Here is an 18,201-nt window from a genome sequence, read left to right on the forward strand (position 1 = left end):
AAAAGCGCCTTGGAAGGCGCTTTTTGTTTTAGGCCTTCTTCTTCAAGGCCGCTGTGTCCAGACACAACTGGGTGATGCGGCCCCAGTCGCCCGACTGCATGGCATCGGTCGGCACGATCCACGAGCCGCCCACGCACACCACGTTGGGCAGCGCCAGGAATTCAGGCGCGTTTTGCAGCGTCACGCCGCCGGTAGGGCAAAACTTCACGTCGAAGAATGGGCCGCTCCAGGCCTTCAGCATGGCCGGGCCACCGGCTTGCATGGCGGGGAAGAACTTGAGTTCGGTGAAGCCGTCTTCCTGGGCCATCATGATCTCGCTACCGGTAGCCACACCGGGCAACAGGGCCAGACCGGCATCGCGGCAGGCCATGCCCACCGTGCGGGTGTAGCCGGGGCTTACGCCAAACAGCGCACCGGCTTTGGCAGCGGCTTGCGCATCGGCGGCGCTGCGGATGGTGCCTGCGCCGATGACGGCATCGGGCACTTCCTTGGCGATGCGCTCAATGCATTCCAGTGCCTGCGGGGTGCGCAACGTGACCTCCAGCATGCGGATGCCGCCAGCCACCAGCGCGCGCGCCAAGGGAACGGCGTGGGCGACGTCGTTGAGCACGATGACCGGAATCACCGGCGCGTCTTGCATGACTTGCAAGGCCGTCCAGCGGCCAGTGTGGTTGCTTAGACCCATGTGAGAGCTCCTTGTTCAGCAGTGAGGGCATTGCGGCGCATGCCGGAGAAAAGTTCGCGGCCCATGCCGAAGGCGTTCGAGACACGCAGGGCTTCGGGCATGGTGGCCAGGGGGCGGGCCTCCCATTCGGCATCGGGCACCAGAGCCTGCAGCGTACCGGCCACGGCGTCCAGGCGCACCACGTCACCATCCAGCAACTTGGCCAGCGGGCCGCCAGCCAGGGCTTCAGGTGATACATGGATGGCGGCGGGCACCTTGCCGGAGGCACCGCTCATACGGCCATCGGTGACCAGGGCCACGCGGTAGCCCTTGCCTTGCAAGACGGCCAAGGGCGGGGTGAGCTTGTGCAGTTCGGGCATGCCGTTGGCCTGCGGGCCTTGCCAGCGCACCACGCACACCACGTCGCGGTTGAGTTCGCCCGCGTTGAAGGCCACGTGCAGGGCTTCCTGCGAGTCGAACAGGCGGATGGGCGCTTCGATGATGTGGCGGTCGTCCGGCACGGCGGAGGCCTTGATCACGCTGCGACCCAGGTTGCCCTGCAACAGCTTCAGGCCGCCGGTGGGGCTGAATGGGCTGGAAGCGGGGCGCACGATGGTGTCGTCCTTTGACTCGCCCACGGTAGTCCAGGTGAGCGCATCGCCCGCCATCGAGGGCACAGCGGTGAACTCACGCAGGCCACCCGGGCGCACGGTCAGCACGTCGGCATGCATGAAGCCTGCATCCAACAGCTCGCGGATCACGAAGCCGGGGCCACCTGCCGCCTGGAATTCGTTGACATCGGCCTGGCCATTGGGGTAGACATGCGACAGCGTGGGCACCACGTCCGACAAGGCGCTGAAGTCGTCCCAGTCGATCACGATGCCCGCAGCGGCGGCCACGGCGACCCAATGGATCAGGTGGTTGGTGGAGCCGCCGGTAGCCAGCAGGGCAACCATGGCGTTGACGATGCAGCGCTCGTCCACCACGTGGCCGATGGGCGCGTAGCGCTTGGCTTTCACGTCGGCCAGCACGGTACGGGTGGCTTCGCGGGTGAGTTCGTCGCGCAGCGCGCCGCCGGGGGCCACAAAGGCGGTGCCGGGTACGTGCAAGCCCATGGCTTCGAGCAGCATCTGGTTGCTGTTGGCGGTGCCGTAGAAGGTGCAGGTGCCGGGGGCATGGTAGGCGGCGGATTCGGCCTTGAGCAGCTCGTCGCGGCCCACCAGCCCCTGGGCGGCCTGCTCGCGCACCTTGGATTTGGCGCTGTTCGACAGGCCCGACGGCATCGGGCCCGCGGGCACAAACACGGTGGGCAAATGGCCGAACTGCAGCGCACCGATCAGCAGGCCGGGCACGATCTTGTCGCACACGCCCAGCATCAAGGCCGCATCGAACATGTCGTGGCTGAGCGACACGGCGGTGGCCATGGCGATCACGTCGCGGCTGAAAAGGCTGAGCTCCATGCCGGGCGTGCCCTGGGTTACGCCGTCGCACATGGCCGGCACGCCGCCAGCCACCTGGGCCGTGGCGCCGTGCAGGCGGGCCTCGGCCTTGACGATGTCGGGGTAAGTTTGCAGCGGCGCGTGGGCCGAGAGCATGTCGTTGTAGGCGGTGACGATGCCGATGTTGAGGGCCTTTTCGGTTACGACCTTGAGCTTGTCGTTCACCGGCATGCCGGCAAATGCGTGGGCCACGTTGGCGCAACCCATGCGTTCCGCCCCCGGTTTGCGCTGGGCGGCTGCCGTCAGGCGTTCTAGATAAGCGCTGCGGCTGGGGCCGCTACGCGCACGAATGCGGTCTGTGACCGCCGCTACCGTGGGGTGGAGTGTCATGGTCTTTTGGTAACAAAATTACAGCCGTAATAGTACTCCCGAACCGCACGCCTGGGCAGCTTAGGAGTTACCAGTAGGGTACGAAAGAGCGCTACAAAATAAATAGCTTCTCACGCTGATGAAATAAGCACAAGAGCCCGTTTTTATAGATAAGTCTGCCCGCACCCACCCACGGTTTGAAACCGAACGCTGGCCGTCCAGAAATGCAGCCGAGCGGTTGCCCGCGGAACCCGGCCGTCCACAGTGTCCCAGCCACCAGGCACTTTCCGGCTGACGGTGGCGTGCGGTCGTGTAGTTTGCTGCGCCAGGACGGCAGGGGCTGCACAACCAGATCAATGGCCGCGCCACCAGTGGGCCTTTGTTCGGCGGCACAATCAGGGGATGAGCCTATCCAATACCGCCCTTGCCGACCTGCGCAAAAGCTACGAACGCGCCGAACTCAACGAAGAGGCCTCCCATCGCGACCCGCTGCAGCAGTTTGGCCAATGGCTAGACGAAGCCATTGCGGCCCAGGTGCCCGAACCGAACGCCATGACTTTGGCCACCGTGGGCCACGATCTGCGCCCCTCTACCCGCATCGTGCTGGTCAAAGGCTTTGATGCGCGCGGCATTGTCTGGTACACCAACTTCGATAGCCGCAAAGGCCAGGAGCTGGCGGGAAACCCGTTTGCAGCCCTCCAGTTCCACTGGGTGGAACTGGAGCGGGTGGTGCGTATCGAAGGCCGGGTGAGCAAGGTCAGCGACGAGGAAAGCGATGCCTACTTCCACAGCCGCCCGCTGGATTCGCGCATTGGGGCCTGGGCCTCGCCGCAGTCGCAGGTGATCTCGGGGCGCGGCGTGCTGGTGGCCAACGCGGCAAAATTCGGCGCCAAATTCCTGCTCAACCCGCCCCGCCCGCCACATTGGGGCGGCTACCGGTTAGAGCCCGACAACTGGCAATTCTGGCAAGGCCGCAAAAGCCGTCTGCATGACCGGCTACGCTACACTTTGAATAGCGATTCAACCTGGCTGCGTGAGCGCTTGGCTCCATAAACATACTAAGAAATTGCCGTATGTGCTCCGCCCGGTCTACCGCCCACAAGCCTGTACCTTGGCTGGTCCCCGGGGAGGCGTTTCCGCCGGTGAGCCAGGCTTGGGGCGAGGCAGACGCGGCGCCAGGCTTGCTGGCCGCGGGTGGTGCGCTGGACGTGGACAGCCTGCTGCTGGCCTACCGGCATGGCATTTTCCCGTGGTTCAGTGCGGGCCAGCCCATTCTGTGGTGGAGCACCAGCCCGCGCATGGTGCTGCAAGTCGACGCCTTCCGGCTGCACCGCTCATTACGCAAAACCATAGCTAACTTTGTAGGTAATAAAAGCGCAGAGGTCCGATTTGACACCCAATTTTATGACGTGATAAGGGGCTGCTCGGGCAGCCCGCGTCCGGGCCAGTCCGGCACCTGGATCGTGTCCGATATGGTGCAGGCCTACGAGGCCCTGCACCAAGCCGGCTATGCGCACAGTGTAGAAACCTGGATCGACGGTCAACTGGTGGGGGGGTTGTACTGCGTGGCCATCGGCAATGCCGTTTTTGGTGAGTCGATGTTTACCCGTGTGCCAGATGCTTCCAAAATTGCGTTGGCGGCCCTGGTGTGCTTTTGCCGCGTCAACGGTATTCCGTTGGTCGATTGCCAGCAGAATACGGCCCATTTGGCATCGCTGGGTGCGCGAGAAATGCCCCGCTCGGTGTTTTGCGAGCAGGTGGCTGTGAATGCCAGGCTGCCAGGCCCCACCTGGCAATTTGATCGCCACTACTGGAACGCTTTACAACCCCAACCGCTGGCTTCCCCGTGACACACCTCACCGACCTGCCCCTGCAAACCCTGCAGTTTTATGCAACGGCACCCTACCCTTGCAGTTACCTGCCCGAGCGGCACGCGCGCTCGCAAGTGGCCACGCCCAGCCACCTGATACAAACCGACACCTACTCTGAGTTGGTGCGCGGCGGTTTCCGGCGCAGCGGCCTGTTTACCTACCGCCCCTACTGCGACGGTTGCCAGGCCTGCATGCCATTGCGGGTGCTGGTGGCCCGCTTCAAGCCCGACCGCAGCCAGCGGCGCGCCAAGGTACAACACCGCAGTTTGCAGGCCCGCGTGTTGCACTTGGGTTTCATGCCCGAACACTACCAGCTCTACCTGCGCTACCAGAATGGTCGACACGCTGGCGGCGGCATGGACCAGGACAGCGTCGACCAGTACACCCAGTTTCTACTGCAAAGCCGGGTCGATTCCCGCCTGGTGGAATTCCGTGAAACACGGGAAGACGGCTCGCCCGGCGCACTCAAGATGGTGTCGATTCTGGATGTGCTGGACGACGGGCTGTCCGCCGTGTACACCTTCTATGAACCGGATGAGCGCGCCAGTTACGGCACTTACAACGTACTGTGGCAGATCGAGCAGGCGCAACAACTGGGTCTGCCGTATGTGTACCTGGGCTACTGGATCGCCCAAAGCCCAAAGATGCTGTACAAAGCCCGCTTCCTTCCCCACGAGGTGCTGCGCGACGGTATTTGGACAGCAGGTTAATCCTGGCCATTTCACATCATGCAATTTGGTATTTCACAAGGTAAGATGCACCCATACATTGTGAGAACTGCCCATGAAAGCGACCGACCCCAGTATTCCCGCCACACCGACCGTCCAGGTGATCGAGCGCATGTTTGCCCTGATCGACGTGCTGGCCTCGCGTGAAGAGGCCATGTCGCTCAAGGAAATCAGCGAAAAGACCGGCCTGCATCCGTCTACCACCCACCGCATCTTGAACGATCTGGCCACCGGCCGCTTCGTGGACCGGCCCGAACCCGGCAGCTACCGTCTGGGAATGCGCTTGCTGGAGCTGGGCAATCTGGTCAAGGGGCGCTTGAGCGTGCGCGATGCCGCCCTGATCCCGATGCGCGAACTGCACCGCCTGACCCAGCAGCCGGTAAACCTGAGCCTGCGCCAGGGCGATGAAATTGTGTACGTGGAGCGCGCGTTCAGCGAGCGCTCTGGCATGCAGGTGGTGCGGGCCATTGGCGGGCGGGCGCCCTTGCACCTTACGTCGGTGGGCAAGCTGTTTCTAGCCATCGACGACCCCCAGCGCGTGCGGGCCTACGCGACCCGCACCGGCCTGAGCGGCCAGACCAAGAACAGCCTGACCGACCTGGGCCAGCTGGAGCGCGAACTGGCGCGCGTGCGCCAATACGGCATAGCCCGCGACAACGAGGAGCTGGAGTTGGGCGTACGCTGCATGGCCGTCGGTGTGTACGACGACCAGAACCGGCTGGTGGCAGGGCTTTCCATCTCCGCCCCGGCAGACCGGCTGGATGAAAACTGGTTACCCAAGTTACAGACAACCGCCAACGCCATCTCGTCTGCCCTGGGCTATAAAACGACCCCGGGCGGCCGCTAGCCGCTGTGGGGAAGCGCCGCTTCAGCCGGCGATCTTGACCGCAGTGCGTGCGGTCATCATGTGGTTGGCTTCCACCCAGTGGCGCACGCGCTCGGCATCGGCGATGCGGCTGAGTTTGCCTGCAGAGTCCAGAAAAACCATGATCAGCTTGCGGCCTGCCACCTTGGCTTGCAGCACCAGGCACTGGCCTGCTTCGTTGATAAAGCCCGTCTTTTGCAGGCCAATATCCCAATCGGGGTTTTTCACCAAACGGTTGGTATTGTTGAATTGCATCATGCGGCTGCCGATTTCGACCTGGTAGCCCTGCGAAGTGGTGAGCTCACGCAAAGTGGGCTCGTTGTAGGCGGCATTCACCAAGGTAGCCAGATCGCGTGCGCTGGACTGGTTGTCGCTGGACAAGCCGGTGGGCTCGACATAGCGGGTGTCTTTCATGCCCAGGCCTTTGGCCTTGGCGTTCATCAAAGCTACAAAAGCGGGCAAACCGCCAGGATAGGTGCGTCCCAGGGCGTGGGCCGCACGGTTTTCGCTGGACATCAGCGCCAGGTGCAGCAACTCGCCACGGCTCAGGGTGGAGCCGACGGTCAACCGCGAACGGCTGCGTTTTTCGGTGTCGACGTCGTCCTGGGTAATGGTGATCTCTTCGTCCATCGGCAGACGGGCTTCGTTGATCACCACGCCGGTCATCAGCTTGGTGATGGAAGCAATCGGCAGGATTGCCTGGTCGTTCTTGCTGAACAGCACTTCACGGGTGTCCTGGTCGATCACCAGGGCCACGCTGGACTTGAGTGCCAGCGCGTCCGGTGCGCCGTGCAAACCGGCCAATTCACCAAACGACGGTTTGGCAGGGATGATGACCGCAACCGGGCGCATGGCTGCGCGGGACTTGGCGGTAATTTGCATCTTGGCCGCGCGGGAACTGACCCGCACGGCTTTCGAACTGCTGCGCTTGGCCGCTGCGCCGCTGCTGGAGGTCTTCTGGATCTCGACCTTCTTGCGCTGCGCCGCTTGCGCTGGTGCCGCCATCAGGGTGACGGAGCAGGTAAAAATAGCAACAATTTGTAGCAAGCGATTCAAAGCAGGACTTTCAGAGGAGGGCATGGGATGAACTCCGGACATAAACGTATGTGAGTAAGTGTATCTAGATCGAAAACTTCACACAAGATCAAAGACTTAGATAAGCTTTTTAAAGTGCTATTATTTTAGAGGCGATTTTGCGGTGAAACCGGTGGCAACCCGCCGATTCAGCGCCAATCTCTGAGCCTTTACACGTACATAACGTGTCTGCTTGGCTGCAAGCTTGCTTTGATTACATTGATTGCGCATGGTTCTTGCTTAATTTTAGCCAACCACCCATCGGCAGAAGCCAAAGGCAGAAGCCGACCCCGTAGAATCTGCGACGCGGCTTACGTTCGTAAGTCCATGCCTAACATTGCAGGGAAAACCCATGAGTTCAATCAATTTCATTGGCGGCGAAAAGGGCGGCGTAGGCAAGTCCGTCACCGCCCGCGTACTGGCACAGTACTTTTTGGACACCGGCAAGGCCTTTACCGGCTTTGACACCGACCGGTCGCACAACTCCTTCACCCGCTTCTATCCCGACTTCGCTTCGCCGGTGGTGGTGGACAGCTTTGAAGGGCTGGACGTGATCGCCGAAGCGTTCGAAGCCAACCCCGAGCAAAACGTCATCGTGGACCTGGCCGCCCAAACCGCCGCCCCGCTGGCCCGCTGGATCCACGACTCCGACCTGTTCGAAGTGCTGGGCGACCTGCATGTGGCAGTGAATTTCTGGCACGTCATCGACGAAGGCAAAGATTCTGTGAATCTGCTGGCTGACCTGATGGCCAGCGTAGGCAACACGCCCAACTACATCATTGTGCTCAACCATGGTCGGGGCTCGGACTTCTCCCTGATGCAGTCCTCCGCCCCCATGCAGCAGGCCCTGGCCTACGGCGCGCGGGTGATTGAATTGCCCCAGTTGCAGGATGCCGCCATGCGCAAGATCGACCGCCAAAGCGCCAGCTTCTGGAGCGCGGTGCACGAGCGCAGCGAAACCGACGGCCTGGGCATGCTGGAGCGCCAGCGCGTCAAGACCTGGCTGCGTAAGGCTTATGCAGGTTTTGACACCCTGCCGCTCTAGCCTGCTCAATAGTTTGCTATAAAAAAAGGGCAGTACCGAAGTGGTACTGCCCCTTTTTTGTGGGGAGGCAGACGGGATTTAGCCTGCGGTGGCTTCTTCCGACTCGGGCTTGGCCCGGCCTTCTCGCTTGGGCAGCGGCTGGATGTCGAGCTCGACTTCGCCGTTTTCCACGCCCTTCTCGTCAGTGGTGATCTTCATGTCCACCGTCAGGCGGCCACCGTCGATCAGGCGACCGAACAGCAATTCGTCGGCCAGGGCGCGGCGGATCGTGTCCTGGATCAGGCGTTGCATTGGGCGTGCACCCATCAGCGGGTCAAAGCCCTTCTTGCCCAGGTACTTGCGCAAGTTGTCGGTAAACGTAACGTCCACTTTCTTCTCGGCCAGCTGGGTTTCCAGCTGCAGCAGGAACTTGTCCACCACCCGCAGGATGATGGTTTCATCCAGCGCCTTGAAGCTCACGGTCGCATCCAGGCGGTTGCGGAACTCGGGGGTGAACAGGCGTTTGATGTCCGCCATTTCGTCGCCCGCCTGGCGTGGATTGGTAAAGCCAATCGTGGCCTTGTTCATGGTCTCGGCACCCGCATTCGTCGTCATGATGATGATGACGTTGCGGAAGTCGGCCTTGCGCCCGTTGTTATCGGTCAGCGTACCGTGGTCCATCACCTGCAGCAGCACGTTGAAAATGTCCGGGTGGGCTTTTTCAATTTCGTCCAGCAGCAGCACGCAATGCGGCTTCTTGGTGACAGCCTCGGTCAGCAGACCGCCCTGGTCAAAGCCCACGTAGCCCGGGGGCGCACCGATCAAACGGCTCACCGCATGGCGCTCCATGTACTCGGACATGTCAAAGCGGATCAGCTCGATGCCCATGATGTAGGCCAGTTGCTTGGCCGCCTCGGTCTTGCCGACGCCGGTGGGGCCGCTGAACAGGAAGGAGCCAATCGGCTTGTCGCCCTTGCCCAGGCCGGAGCGCGCCATCTTCACGGCAGAAGCCAGCACGTCGAGGGCCTTGTCCTGGCCGAACACCACGCTTTTCAGGTCGCGTTCCAGCGTCTTGAGTTTGCCGCGGTCGTCGTTGGACACATTGGCGGGCGGGATGCGGGCGATTTTGGCCACGATCTCTTCCACCTCGGTCTTGGTGATGGTTTTCTTGCGCTTGCTGGGCGCCAAGATGCGCTGGGCCGCACCCGCTTCGTCGATCACGTCGATCGCCTTGTCGGGCAAATGGCGGTCGTTGATGTACTTGGCACTGAGCTCGGCGGCGGCCTGCAGTGCGGCCAGGGCGTATTTCACGCCATGGTGCTCTTCGAAGCGCGACTTCAGGCCCTTGAGGATTTCCACGGTTTCCTGCACGGTGGGCTCCACCACATCGACCTTCTGGAAGCGGCGTGACAGGGCGGCGTCTTTTTCGAAGATGCCGCGGTATTCGGTAAACGTGGTGGCACCAATGCACTTGAGCTGGCCGCTGGAGAGCGCGGGTTTGAGCAAGTTGGACGCATCCAGCGTGCCGCCCGAGGCCGCACCCGCACCGATCAGGGTGTGGATTTCATCGATGAACAAGATCGCGTTGGGTTTGTCCTTGAGGGACTTGAGTACGCCTTTGAGGCGCTGCTCGAAGTCACCGCGGTACTTGGTGCCCGCCAGCAGCGCGCCCATGTCCAGCGAATACACCACGGCTTCGGCCAGAATTTCGGGCACTTCCTTTTGTGTGATGCGCCAGGCCAGGCCCTCGGCGATGGCGGTTTTGCCCACGCCGGCTTCACCCACCAGCAGCGGGTTGTTTTTACGGCGGCGGCACAGGATCTGGATGGTGCGCTCGACCTCGTACTCGCGGCCGATCAGCGGATCGATCTTGCCGTCCTTGGCCATCTGGTTCAGGTTCTGGGTGAACTGCTCCAGGGGCGAGGCTTTCTCGTTCTTCTCGCCACCGCCCTCTTCGCCTTCGGCCTGGTTTTCAGCGGCCTTGACGGGCTCGGGCGGGTCGCTTTTCTTGATGCCGTGGGCAATGAAGTTGACCACGTCCAGGCGTGTCACGCCCTGCTGGTGCAGGTAGTACACGGCGTGCGAGTCTTTTTCACCAAAAATGGCGACCAGCACGTTGGCGCCGGTGACTTCCTTCTTGCCGCTGCCGGTGGACTGCACGTGCATGATGGCGCGCTGGATCACCCGCTGGAACCCGAGCGTGGGCTGGGTATCCACATCGTCAGAGCCTGCGACCTGGGGCGTGTTGTCCTTGATGAAATTGCTCAAGGACTTGCGCAAATCGTCAATGTTGGCCGAGCACGCGCGCAGCACTTCGGCGGCGCTGGGGTTGTCCAGCAACGCCAGCAGCAGGTGCTCGACGGTAATAAATTCGTGGCGTTGCTGGCGCGCTTCCACAAATGCCATGTGCAAACTGACTTCCAATTCTTGGGCAATCATGTGAATTCCTTTTTTGCCTTGCTAATTTCGACACCTAACAACTCTTTGTGACTTCTTGCTACGCACTCTACATGGGTTGCGGTTCGGCTTATTCAAGCCTACTGCATCAACCCACCGGTTCGCTGATGCATTGCAAGGGGTGGCCATTCTGTTTGGCGGCTTCCAGCACCTGATCGACCTTGGTGGCGGCCACGTCTTTGGAGTACACCCCGCACACGGCTTTGCCGTCCAGATGGATCTTGAGCATGATCTGGGTGGCCGTTTCGCGGTCCTTGCTGAAAAACTCCTGGATCACCACCACCACGAATTCCATCGGGGTGTAGTCGTCATTGAGCATCAGCACCTGGTGCATTTGCGGGGGCTTGATCTTTTCAGTGCGCCGCTCCAGCACGACCGAACCCCCATCATCCGGTGTGGAGGACGGGACTACGGGTTGCGGCGGCTTTTTGGGGGTTTTGGTGGCCATGCCGCCATTTTATAGAGCAGTTTGTACCCCTGCCCGGGGCCGTGCATTCCAACGCTTACGCCAGTGCCGCGCCGACGGATTCCCGGATGAACAAACCCGCGCCATGCACCTTGGCATCGTGTTTGGCCAAGGCGGCGGCATTGGCCACCTCCTCTGCATGCCCATACTGGCCACGTTGGATACGCACCGCGCCGATCGACAACGTGGTGAACGGAAAAAACCGCGGCACGCCCTGCCGGTCTTCGGCGTGGATGCCGCCGTCCAGCCGCGCCGGGGCATCGAACAGGGCCAGGGCCCGCTCGGCAAACTCCTGCACGATGGCCTCGCAGCGCTGCACCCAGTCGCTGCTTTGGAACAGAAAGATAAAGTCGTCACCGCCCACGTGGCCCACAAAATCCCGTTTGGCATCGCAATGGACCAGCGCCAGCTTGGCCACCAGGCGGATCATCTCATCCCCACGCCAGTAGCCGTAATGGTCGTTGAACGGTTTGAAGTGGTTCAAATCGGCATAACAGGCGACAAAGTCGGCTCCGGCGTCCATCAGGCGCTCTATGTGCTGGCTGATGGGAATATTGCCCGGCAAAAAGGTCAGTGGATTGGCGTGGCGGGCGGCCTCCAGCCGCACCTCGGTTACCGAGCGCACCAGCTGGTCGCCAGTGCCCAGGCCGATGTAGCGCCCGTTTTCCGTCACGATGAAGCCCTCGGTCAGGTAGCGCTGGTCTTGCGAAGTCAGGATGCCCACCAGTTCGTCCACGTTATGGTCCCGCTCCACCAGGCGCGGCGCGTGGTTGGCGTTGGCCAGGCAGGGTTTGCGGCCATGCACCTCCCGGTAGTACGGGGTGGCATAGTGGGTCATGAACTGGTGCCGGTTCACCAGCGCCAGCGGGCGGCCGTTGTCCACGATCGCAATCGCGTGCAGCTCGGCGTGCTGCAAAAATAGCGCCGACAACTGGTCGTTGGTGGTGTGCAGATCGGCGCAAGGCGCCTGTTGTACGGCCAGGCCACGCAATACGCCGGAGCGTGACACCCGCCCCGAGGCGGGAAATATCGACACCAGCGTGTCGTTCAGCACCTCTGTGGCCGCTTCATGCACCTTGATCCGGGGCGCCAGCGCGGGTCGGCCCAGCAGATAGCCCTGCCCGTAGGCCAGATCCAGGTCGCGCAGCACCCGCAGGTCGTCCGGCGTCTCGATGCCTTCGGCCACCAGTTGGGTGCCAAAAATGGTGGCAATCTGCTTCAAGGCCTGCAGGGTTTGCAGGTTGTCGGCGTGGTGGGCGATGTCTTTGGTGAAGTATTTGTCGATCTTGACGATCTCCGGCTTCACCTGGGACCACAGCCGCAGGCTGGAGCGGCCATCGCCAAAGTCGTCCAGTGCCAGCGACAGGCCAGCGGCGCGCACCTCGCGGGCTACCTCGGTCAACTGGTCCATGTTGTTCACGCGCTCGTGCTCGGTCAGCTCCAGCACCAGCATGCGCGGCAAGACCCCGAAGCTGCGCACCCACTGCACCAGGGTGGCGCAGCCTTCGCACTGCACCACGTCCACCAGGGCATCGGCGCTGATGTTGACAAACAGCCGCCCGGGTTCCTGCAGGCGGCCCCAGCCGTCCAGCGCCACGCCTACGCAGTGCAGCTCAAACTCAAACACCAGCCGCTCGCTGCGGGCTGCGCTGAACAAGGCATCGGCCCCAAACAGGGCCGAGCCCTCGATACCCCGAATCAGTGCTTCGTGCGCGTAGATGCCGCCGTTGCGCAAATCCACGATGGGCTGGAAAACCGACTGCAGCGCGTTTTTACGCATCAAGGCGGCCAGCGGCCCCACCCCATGGCGCACCTTGCCCGGAAAGTAGTCGCGGGCCAGACTCGGCATGTCTACAGCGAATGTATCCAAGGCATCACTCCATGTGAACGGCAAAAGCCTGGACCCTAAGCGACGACCATGACAGCATGGTGAAAACGCTGCAGATGCACGCCATGGACTTTGAAAGCCCGCATAAAACCATATAAACTATATAAACCGTTTAATTGGAGTTTTATTGATGAGCACTGCCCCCAAAGTCACCACTGCACCCACCCCTGCCGCCGATGCCGCTGCGCCCGCTGTCGCGGTGAGCAAGCCGGTTGCACCGAAGAAAGTGGCGGTCCGTGCCAAAGCGGTAAAAGTCGCCAAGCCCGTCGCAGTGAAAGCCAAGCCACCCGTGGTCAAGGCCAAGCCGGTCGCCGTTGCCAAACCCGCCAAGGTCAAAAAACCCAAGCTGGTGCGCGACAGCTTCACCATCCCCAAGGCCGAGTACACCGTGCTGGAAGACCTGAAGCTGCGCGCCATGGCCCTGGCCCAGCCCGCGAAGAAGAGCGAGCTGCTGCGTGCCGGGATCAAGGCCCTGGCCGCCATGTCCGATGCGGCGTTGAAGGCTGCCTTGCAGGCCGTGCCGACCATCAAGACCGGCCGTCCGGCAGCGGTTGCGGTAACCAAGCCCGCTGCCAAAAAGGCCGTCAAGAAGATTGTGAAGAAGGCCTGACTGTGAGGGACCGGGGTGCCGCGCGCCCCGAACCATGAAAGCTGTTTCAGGTTAGACCAGGTCCGGGGCCTGCACGGACACCAGCACCGTCTGCCCCACGCCGTCGCGCTCGCGGTGGCGCAACCACCACACAGCACCCTTTCGCACCGAGAGCTGCACTGCCAGTTCGCCCTCGGCCATACCCAGCAACTGGGCAATGGTTTCCCCCAGCACCGGCTGGTGCCCCACCACCAACACGTGTACCTTGCTGTCGGGCCACTGGGCGGCTGCCAGCAACTGCGCGGGGGTACAGCCGGGGGCCAGCTCGGGGCGCAGTTTGAATTTGCGCCCCAGCGCCTGCACGGTCTGTTCGGTACGCCGCGCCGGGCTGGCCAGCACCCGGGTGCTGTCGGGCAGATGCCGGTCCAGCCACTGGGCCATGCGCTGCGCCTGCTTGGTACCGCGCGGGGTCAGGCTGCGGTCCAGATCGGCCAGGGTGTCGCTACCCTCTTCGGCCTCCGCATGGCGCCACAGAATCAAATCCATATCAGCCCTGTTGCCTGCGGCGACGCTGGCTGTAGCGATGCATCAAGGCGGTTTGCGCGCTGTGGCCGTCGGTCTGGGTGCGGGTGTAGCGGCCATCCGCGCCCAGGTCCCAGGCATCGCGCCCATCCAGCAGGTAAGGCACCAGGCATTCGTCGATGACGCGCTGGCGCAGCACAGGGTCGGTCACCGGCCAGGCCAGCTCGATGCGGCGCAGCATGTTGCGGTTCATCCAGTCGGCGCTCGACAGGTACAACTCTTCGTGTTCGCCGCTGCCAAAGTAAAAAATGCGCGAATGCTCCAGAAACCGCCCCACCACCGACCGCACCCGGATGTTGTCGGTCCAGCCCGGCACCTGGGCGGGCAGCATGCAGGCACCACGCACCACCAGGTCGATACGCACACCTTGCTGCCCGGCGTGCACCAGGGCGTCGATCATGGCCTCGTCGGTCAAGGCGTTCATTTTGGCAACGATGCGCCCCGGCACGCCCTGCGCGGCGGCCTTGCCCACGGCGTTGATCTTGGCGATCAGCTTGCGGTGCAGATGGAAAGGCGCCAGCAGCAGGCTGCGCAGGCGCGGCAGCTTGCTTTGCCCGGCGATGTGCAGAAACACCTGGTCCATGTCGCCAGTCAACGCCGTGTCGCTGGTGAGGTAACTGATGTCGGTATACAGCCGGGCCGTGCGCGGGTTGTAGTTGCCGGTGGACAAATGGCCATAGCGGCGCAGCTGCTTGCCTTCGCGGCGGGTCACCAGCAGCATCTTGGCGTGGGTTTTCAGGCCCACCACGCCATACACCACCTGTGCACCGATGGATTCCAGCATCTCGGCCCAGTTGATATTGGTTTCTTCGTCGAAACGGGCCTTCAACTCCACCACCACCGTGACCTCTTTTCCTCGGCGTACCGCTTCGCGCAGCAAGTCCATGAGTTCGGAGTCGGGCCCGGTGCGGTAGATGGTTTGCTTGATCGCGAGCACGGTGGGGTCGCGCACCGCCTCGCGCAGGAAGGCCAGCACCGCGTCAAAGCTCTCGAAAGGCTGGTGCACCAGCACATCGCCCTGCTTGAGACGCTCGAAAAACGATTGGCCCTGCGTCAACTGCAAAGGCCAGCTTGCGTGGAAGCTCGGAAACAACAACGCTGGGCGGTCCACCAGATCGATCAGCTGCGTCAACCGCGCCAGGTTCACCGGGCCGTGCACCCGGTACAGCGACTGCTCTGGCAGCTCGAACTGTTTAAGCAAGAATTTGGACAAATGCTCTGAGCAGTCGGCCGACACCTCCAGCCGCACCGCCTGGCCAAAATGGCGCACTTCCAACCCCTGGCGCAGGGCAGTGCGCAGATTGCGCACGTCATCTTCGTCCACCGCCAAATCAGAGTGGCGCGTAACCCGAAACTGCGAGAACTGCCCCACCTGCCGGCCCGCAAACATCTCCTGCAAATGGGCCCGGATCACGCTGGACAGCGACACGAACAGCATGCGCTCCCCCGCCACCGCATTGGGCAGGCGGATGAAGCGTGGCAATACCCGGGGCACTTTGACGATGGTGATGTCGTTCTCGCGGCCAAAAGCATCCTGCCCGCTCAGGCGCACGATGAAGTTCAGCGATTTGTTGGCCACCTGGGGAAACGGGTGCGATGGGTCCAGCCCCACCGGCACCAGCAGGGGCCGCACTTCGCGCTCGAAATAGCTCTTGACCCAGCGCCGCTGCACCGCATTGCGCTCGCCGTGCGAGATGATTTGAAAGCCCTGCTCGGCAAACGCAGGCTGCAGTTGGTCGTTGTACAGCGCGTATTGGCGCTCCACCAGCGCGTGCGCCGCCGTGGCCAGCGCCTTGAAGGAATCGACGGTGTAGACCCCCCGGTAGTCGTTGGTGTGCGCGGCGATCAGGTGTGGCGCGCCACGCACTTCGAAAAATTCGTCCAGATTGGCGGACACGATGCACAGGTAACGCAAGCGCTCCAGCAGCGGTACATCCGTGCGCACCGCCCAGTCCAGCACCCGCTCATTGAAGGCCAGGATGCTGTGGTCGCGGTCCAGCAGGGCGACGGGCGGGGTAGAACCGGGGGAAGATCGTTGTTTTTCAGGGTGGGACATCAGGTGGGTACAGGCGAACGGGCGCGAAGGGTAGCAGCCAGTGTGCGTTGTTTTGATGTCAAATTGGTGACAACCGCGTGACGGTTTGCAGACATGAAAAAGGGGCCTAAAAATACATGACTTTTAGGCCCCCTGCGCTTATGCCATCAGCATGAGCAGCTACTGAATCAATAGCTTCAGGTACGGTGGATCAGCAGCGTCTCGTAAACAAAGTTTTGCAGGATCACCTGGTCGGCTGCGTCGATGTCGTGGAAGTTGATGCCGTGCGAGTACACGGTATGGAAGGTGGCACCGTCGGCCGTGCTGCCCGCCGATTGCTGCACACTGCGGATGGAGGCGGTGGTGTTGATAGTCACGTCGCGGTCCGAGGCCTGGTCGCGCAGGGTGAACTCGATGTCGATCAGGTCGCCCGAGGTGCCCAGCGGCCGGGCGGTCGACACCAGCGCGCCACTCAGACTGATGTCCGACAGCGTGGCCATCTTGAAATTCTTGGGATCGGTGCCGCTTTTGATCTTGACCGGCAGGTTGGCTTTGACACGCACCGCCTTGCGCAGGCCCACCTTCTGGATAGCACCTGGGAACGACAGCAGCAGGAAAGCACGCGGCGTAGTGACCACCGACTCGATCTTGCTGCTGAAGGTGAACACCGACACGCCGGAGAACACCCGGATGATCACGCCTTCGCCTTCGGCCATGGCGCTGCTGTCTTGTGGCACGTTCAGGAGCAGGTATTCGCCGGGCACAAATCCGATCAGCGTGGTGTAGTGCACAGTGGGGTTGGCCGACTGGCTGGACATGATCTGCAGGCGCACGCCGACTTGCAGGTTCATGTCTTCAAACTCGATATTGGATTTTTTGGTCATGGCAATAGAGGCCGGTGTATTAAGGGACTACCTGGAAACCCATGGTTTCTGGCGTTGTATGCAAATTTTAGCCCCCGTGGCCCGCTCCGGGAAGCCAGCTAGGCTGCAGATCCGTAAAACGAAGGGGTCTGCTGCGAAAAACTGAAGTGCACGGTGGGGGCGCTGATGTCGTTGAAGGGCATGCCCAGCGCGATTTCCCCGGTGCCATGCAGTTGGCAGTCGTCGCGGCGCAGGGGCACGTCGGTATCGCTGCCGGTAAACCGCACCCAGGTGCCAAAGCTGCTCAGGTCGGTGATGAAAAACGCGCCGTTGCGCCAATCAATCCGGGCATGCAAACGCGACACGCGGGGGTCGTTGATGAAAAACTCGGCCTGGTCGGTGCGGCCCAGGTGCACCGGCATCTCCTTGGACGAAAAGCTGCGGTTGATGTCCAGATAGGCGAGGTGGATACGCCCTCCGGGCGTAACACCGGGGCGTTGGATCTCGGCCAGGCTGGCCTGCATGGTGACAAATTCGGTGCGGACATCTTCCTGCCACTCGATCTTGTACAGCGGCACCGCCTCCTGGCGGCCCCGTAAATTGACCGGCCCCAGACTCAGGATGCGCAGGCCCTGGGTGTCGTCCATTTCGGACACCACCGATTCGGTCACCCAGATCTGGTTACCACCGGACAGATCGCTCAGGCGCGAGGCGACATTCACCGCGTCACCAAAGCAGTCGCCGTCGACTTCCACCACCTCGCCGCGGGCAATGCCGGCCTTGATTTCCATGCGGATGGCATCCGGCCACTTCTGCAGACGCTGCTGGTGGCCGCGCTGGATGGAGATCACCGCGTTGGCGGCATCGCCCGCATCGGCGAACACCGCCAGCACGCCATCGCCCAGCTTTTTCACCACGCGGCCCTCGTGCGCTTCGCAGACCTCGCCGATCCACTGGGTGATGCGGGTTACCGCACGCGTGGCTTTTTCATTGCCCAGGGCCACATAGAAGGCGGTGCTCCCGGTGAGATCGGCAAATACGACGGTGGCCTGTACGCCCATGCTGGAGACTTTGTGAAGGGTCAGAAAAGTGGTGAACGCAGTTTAGTACAGTAGAAAAAAAGCCTTTCCATTGCGTACGTTCCGTAAGGCAAATTATGAAATGGAAACGCTCAATTGCTGCAACCGTCCAACGGCTGGGGCTGGTGGCGGCCCGGAAAATATCCGCTGGCCGCGCATTCCGCCCCACGTCTTACAGCCCGTTACCAAAACCACGCATTAGCACGGC

At 62.1% G+C, this 18,201-nt stretch carries 16 protein-coding genes; 6 read left to right on the forward strand and 10 right to left on the reverse strand.

Features of this window, described 5'->3' with window-relative positions:
• Positions 1–28: 28 nt before the first annotated feature.
• Both eda and edd read right to left on the reverse strand, forming a co-directional pair.
• On the reverse strand, positions 29–685 hold the full coding sequence (gene eda, locus AB3G31_RS11775; protein ID WP_367846276.1) for a bifunctional 4-hydroxy-2-oxoglutarate aldolase/2-dehydro-3-deoxy-phosphogluconate aldolase: 657 nt from the start codon (positions 683–685) through the stop codon (positions 29–31).
• Entirely contained in the window at positions 676–2,493 is a 1,818-nt protein-coding gene (gene edd, locus AB3G31_RS11780) for a phosphogluconate dehydratase (RefSeq protein WP_367846277.1), read from the reverse strand. The genes eda and edd overlap by 10 nt, the downstream gene beginning before the upstream one ends.
• A 381-nt stretch (positions 2,494–2,874) precedes the next feature.
• On the opposite strand from edd, the gene pdxH reads away from it, so the two are divergent.
• The 4 genes from pdxH to AB3G31_RS11800 all read left to right on the forward strand — a co-directional run bounded on the left by pdxH (position 2,875) and on the right by AB3G31_RS11800 (position 5,918).
• Positions 2,875–3,525 carry a pyridoxamine 5'-phosphate oxidase gene (gene pdxH, locus AB3G31_RS11785; RefSeq protein ID WP_367846278.1) on the forward strand — a complete coding sequence of 217 codons (651 nt, stop codon included), beginning with the start codon at positions 2,875–2,877 and terminating at the stop codon, positions 3,523–3,525.
• 20 nt (positions 3,526–3,545) lie between these two features.
• The gene (gene aat / locus AB3G31_RS11790; protein ID WP_367846279.1) at positions 3,546–4,322 is read left to right on the forward strand and encodes a leucyl/phenylalanyl-tRNA--protein transferase; all 777 of its coding nucleotides are present in this window, start codon (positions 3,546–3,548) and stop codon (positions 4,320–4,322) included.
• A complete protein-coding gene (locus AB3G31_RS11795; RefSeq protein ID WP_367846280.1) occupies positions 4,319–5,053 on the forward strand; it encodes an arginyltransferase in 735 nt (244 codons plus the stop codon). The genes aat and AB3G31_RS11795 overlap by 4 nt, the downstream gene beginning before the upstream one ends.
• Positions 5,054–5,126: 73 nt before the next feature.
• The gene (locus AB3G31_RS11800) at positions 5,127–5,918 is read left to right on the forward strand and encodes an IclR family transcriptional regulator (RefSeq protein ID WP_367846281.1); all 792 of its coding nucleotides are present in this window, start codon (positions 5,127–5,129) and stop codon (positions 5,916–5,918) included.
• A gap of 21 nt (positions 5,919–5,939) precedes the next feature.
• Here the strand turns inward: AB3G31_RS11800 and pbpG are convergent, their stop codons facing one another.
• Positions 5,940–6,941, reverse strand: coding sequence for a D-alanyl-D-alanine endopeptidase (gene pbpG / locus AB3G31_RS11805; protein ID WP_367850333.1), 1,002 nt, complete (start codon positions 6,939–6,941; stop codon positions 5,940–5,942).
• A gap of 421 nt (positions 6,942–7,362) precedes the next feature.
• Here pbpG and AB3G31_RS11810 point away from each other — a divergent pair, with 421 nt between their 5' ends.
• A complete protein-coding gene (locus tag AB3G31_RS11810; RefSeq protein ID WP_367846282.1) occupies positions 7,363–8,055 on the forward strand; it encodes a mobilization protein in 693 nt (230 codons plus the stop codon).
• A gap of 78 nt (positions 8,056–8,133) precedes the next feature.
• Here AB3G31_RS11810 and clpA read toward each other — a convergent pair whose 3' ends face one another.
• From clpA to AB3G31_RS11825, 3 genes are all read right to left on the reverse strand, one after another.
• Complete coding sequence (gene clpA / locus AB3G31_RS11815; RefSeq protein ID WP_367846283.1) at positions 8,134–10,473, reverse strand: ATP-dependent Clp protease ATP-binding subunit ClpA; 2,340 nt, start codon at positions 10,471–10,473, stop codon at positions 8,134–8,136.
• A 106-nt stretch (positions 10,474–10,579) separates the two neighbouring features.
• A complete protein-coding gene (gene clpS, locus AB3G31_RS11820) occupies positions 10,580–10,939 on the reverse strand; it encodes an ATP-dependent Clp protease adapter ClpS (protein ID WP_367846284.1) in 360 nt (119 codons plus the stop codon).
• A gap of 55 nt (positions 10,940–10,994) precedes the next feature.
• Positions 10,995–12,806 (reverse strand): GGDEF domain-containing protein, encoded by a 1,812-nt coding sequence (locus tag AB3G31_RS11825; RefSeq protein ID WP_367850334.1) that lies wholly within the window; start codon positions 12,804–12,806, stop codon positions 10,995–10,997.
• A gap of 169 nt (positions 12,807–12,975) precedes the next feature.
• Between AB3G31_RS11825 and AB3G31_RS11830 the strand changes: the two genes are divergently transcribed.
• Positions 12,976–13,455, forward strand: a complete 480-nt coding sequence (locus AB3G31_RS11830; protein WP_367846285.1) for a hypothetical protein — start codon at positions 12,976–12,978, stop codon at positions 13,453–13,455.
• Between the two features lie 51 nt (positions 13,456–13,506).
• Here AB3G31_RS11830 and sixA read toward each other — a convergent pair whose 3' ends face one another.
• The 4 genes from sixA to AB3G31_RS11850 form a co-directional block, all read right to left on the reverse strand.
• Positions 13,507–13,980, reverse strand: a complete 474-nt coding sequence (sixA, locus tag AB3G31_RS11835) for a phosphohistidine phosphatase SixA (protein ID WP_367846286.1) — start codon at positions 13,978–13,980, stop codon at positions 13,507–13,509.
• A 1-nt stretch (position 13,981) separates the two neighbouring features.
• Positions 13,982–16,072, reverse strand: a complete 2,091-nt coding sequence (gene ppk1, locus AB3G31_RS11840; protein ID WP_367846287.1) for a polyphosphate kinase 1 — start codon at positions 16,070–16,072, stop codon at positions 13,982–13,984.
• A gap of 176 nt (positions 16,073–16,248) precedes the next feature.
• A complete protein-coding gene (locus AB3G31_RS11845) occupies positions 16,249–16,935 on the reverse strand; it encodes a flagellar brake protein (RefSeq protein ID WP_367846288.1) in 687 nt (228 codons plus the stop codon).
• 98 nt (positions 16,936–17,033) lie between these two features.
• Positions 17,034–17,975, reverse strand: coding sequence for an adenylate/guanylate cyclase domain-containing protein (locus AB3G31_RS11850; RefSeq protein ID WP_367846289.1), 942 nt, complete (start codon positions 17,973–17,975; stop codon positions 17,034–17,036).
• Positions 17,976–18,201 lie beyond the last annotated feature (226 nt).

The organism is Rhodoferax sp. WC2427, from assembly GCF_040822085.1.
GTDB lineage: Bacteria > Pseudomonadota > Gammaproteobacteria > Burkholderiales > Burkholderiaceae_C > Rhodoferax_B.

Bases quoted from the DNA above. Each gene is read 5' to 3' on its own strand.
- eda (WP_367846276.1), bottom strand. From the start codon at position 685: ATGGGTCTAAGCAACCACACTGGCCGCTGGACGGCCTTGCAAGTCATG.
- edd (WP_367846277.1), bottom strand. From the start codon at position 2,493: ATGACACTCCACCCCACGGTAGCGGCGGTCACAGACCGCATTCGTGCG.
- pdxH (WP_367846278.1), top strand. From the start codon at position 2,875: ATGAGCCTATCCAATACCGCCCTTGCCGACCTGCGCAAAAGCTACGAA.
- aat (WP_367846279.1), top strand. From the start codon at position 3,546: ATGTGCTCCGCCCGGTCTACCGCCCACAAGCCTGTACCTTGGCTGGTC.
- AB3G31_RS11800 (WP_367846281.1), top strand. From the start codon at position 5,127: ATGAAAGCGACCGACCCCAGTATTCCCGCCACACCGACCGTCCAGGTG.
- pbpG (WP_367850333.1), bottom strand. From the start codon at position 6,941: ATGGCGGCACCAGCGCAAGCGGCGCAGCGCAAGAAGGTCGAGATCCAG.
- AB3G31_RS11810 (WP_367846282.1), top strand. From the start codon at position 7,363: ATGAGTTCAATCAATTTCATTGGCGGCGAAAAGGGCGGCGTAGGCAAG.
- clpA (WP_367846283.1), bottom strand. From the start codon at position 10,473: ATGATTGCCCAAGAATTGGAAGTCAGTTTGCACATGGCATTTGTGGAA.
- clpS (WP_367846284.1), bottom strand. From the start codon at position 10,939: ATGGCCACCAAAACCCCCAAAAAGCCGCCGCAACCCGTAGTCCCGTCC.
- AB3G31_RS11825 (WP_367850334.1), bottom strand. From the start codon at position 12,806: ATGCCGAGTCTGGCCCGCGACTACTTTCCGGGCAAGGTGCGCCATGGG.
- AB3G31_RS11830 (WP_367846285.1), top strand. From the start codon at position 12,976: ATGAGCACTGCCCCCAAAGTCACCACTGCACCCACCCCTGCCGCCGAT.
- sixA (WP_367846286.1), bottom strand. From the start codon at position 13,980: ATGGATTTGATTCTGTGGCGCCATGCGGAGGCCGAAGAGGGTAGCGAC.
- ppk1 (WP_367846287.1), bottom strand. From the start codon at position 16,072: ATGTCCCACCCTGAAAAACAACGATCTTCCCCCGGTTCTACCCCGCCC.
- AB3G31_RS11845 (WP_367846288.1), bottom strand. From the start codon at position 16,935: ATGACCAAAAAATCCAATATCGAGTTTGAAGACATGAACCTGCAAGTC.
- AB3G31_RS11850 (WP_367846289.1), bottom strand. From the start codon at position 17,975: ATGGGCGTACAGGCCACCGTCGTATTTGCCGATCTCACCGGGAGCACC.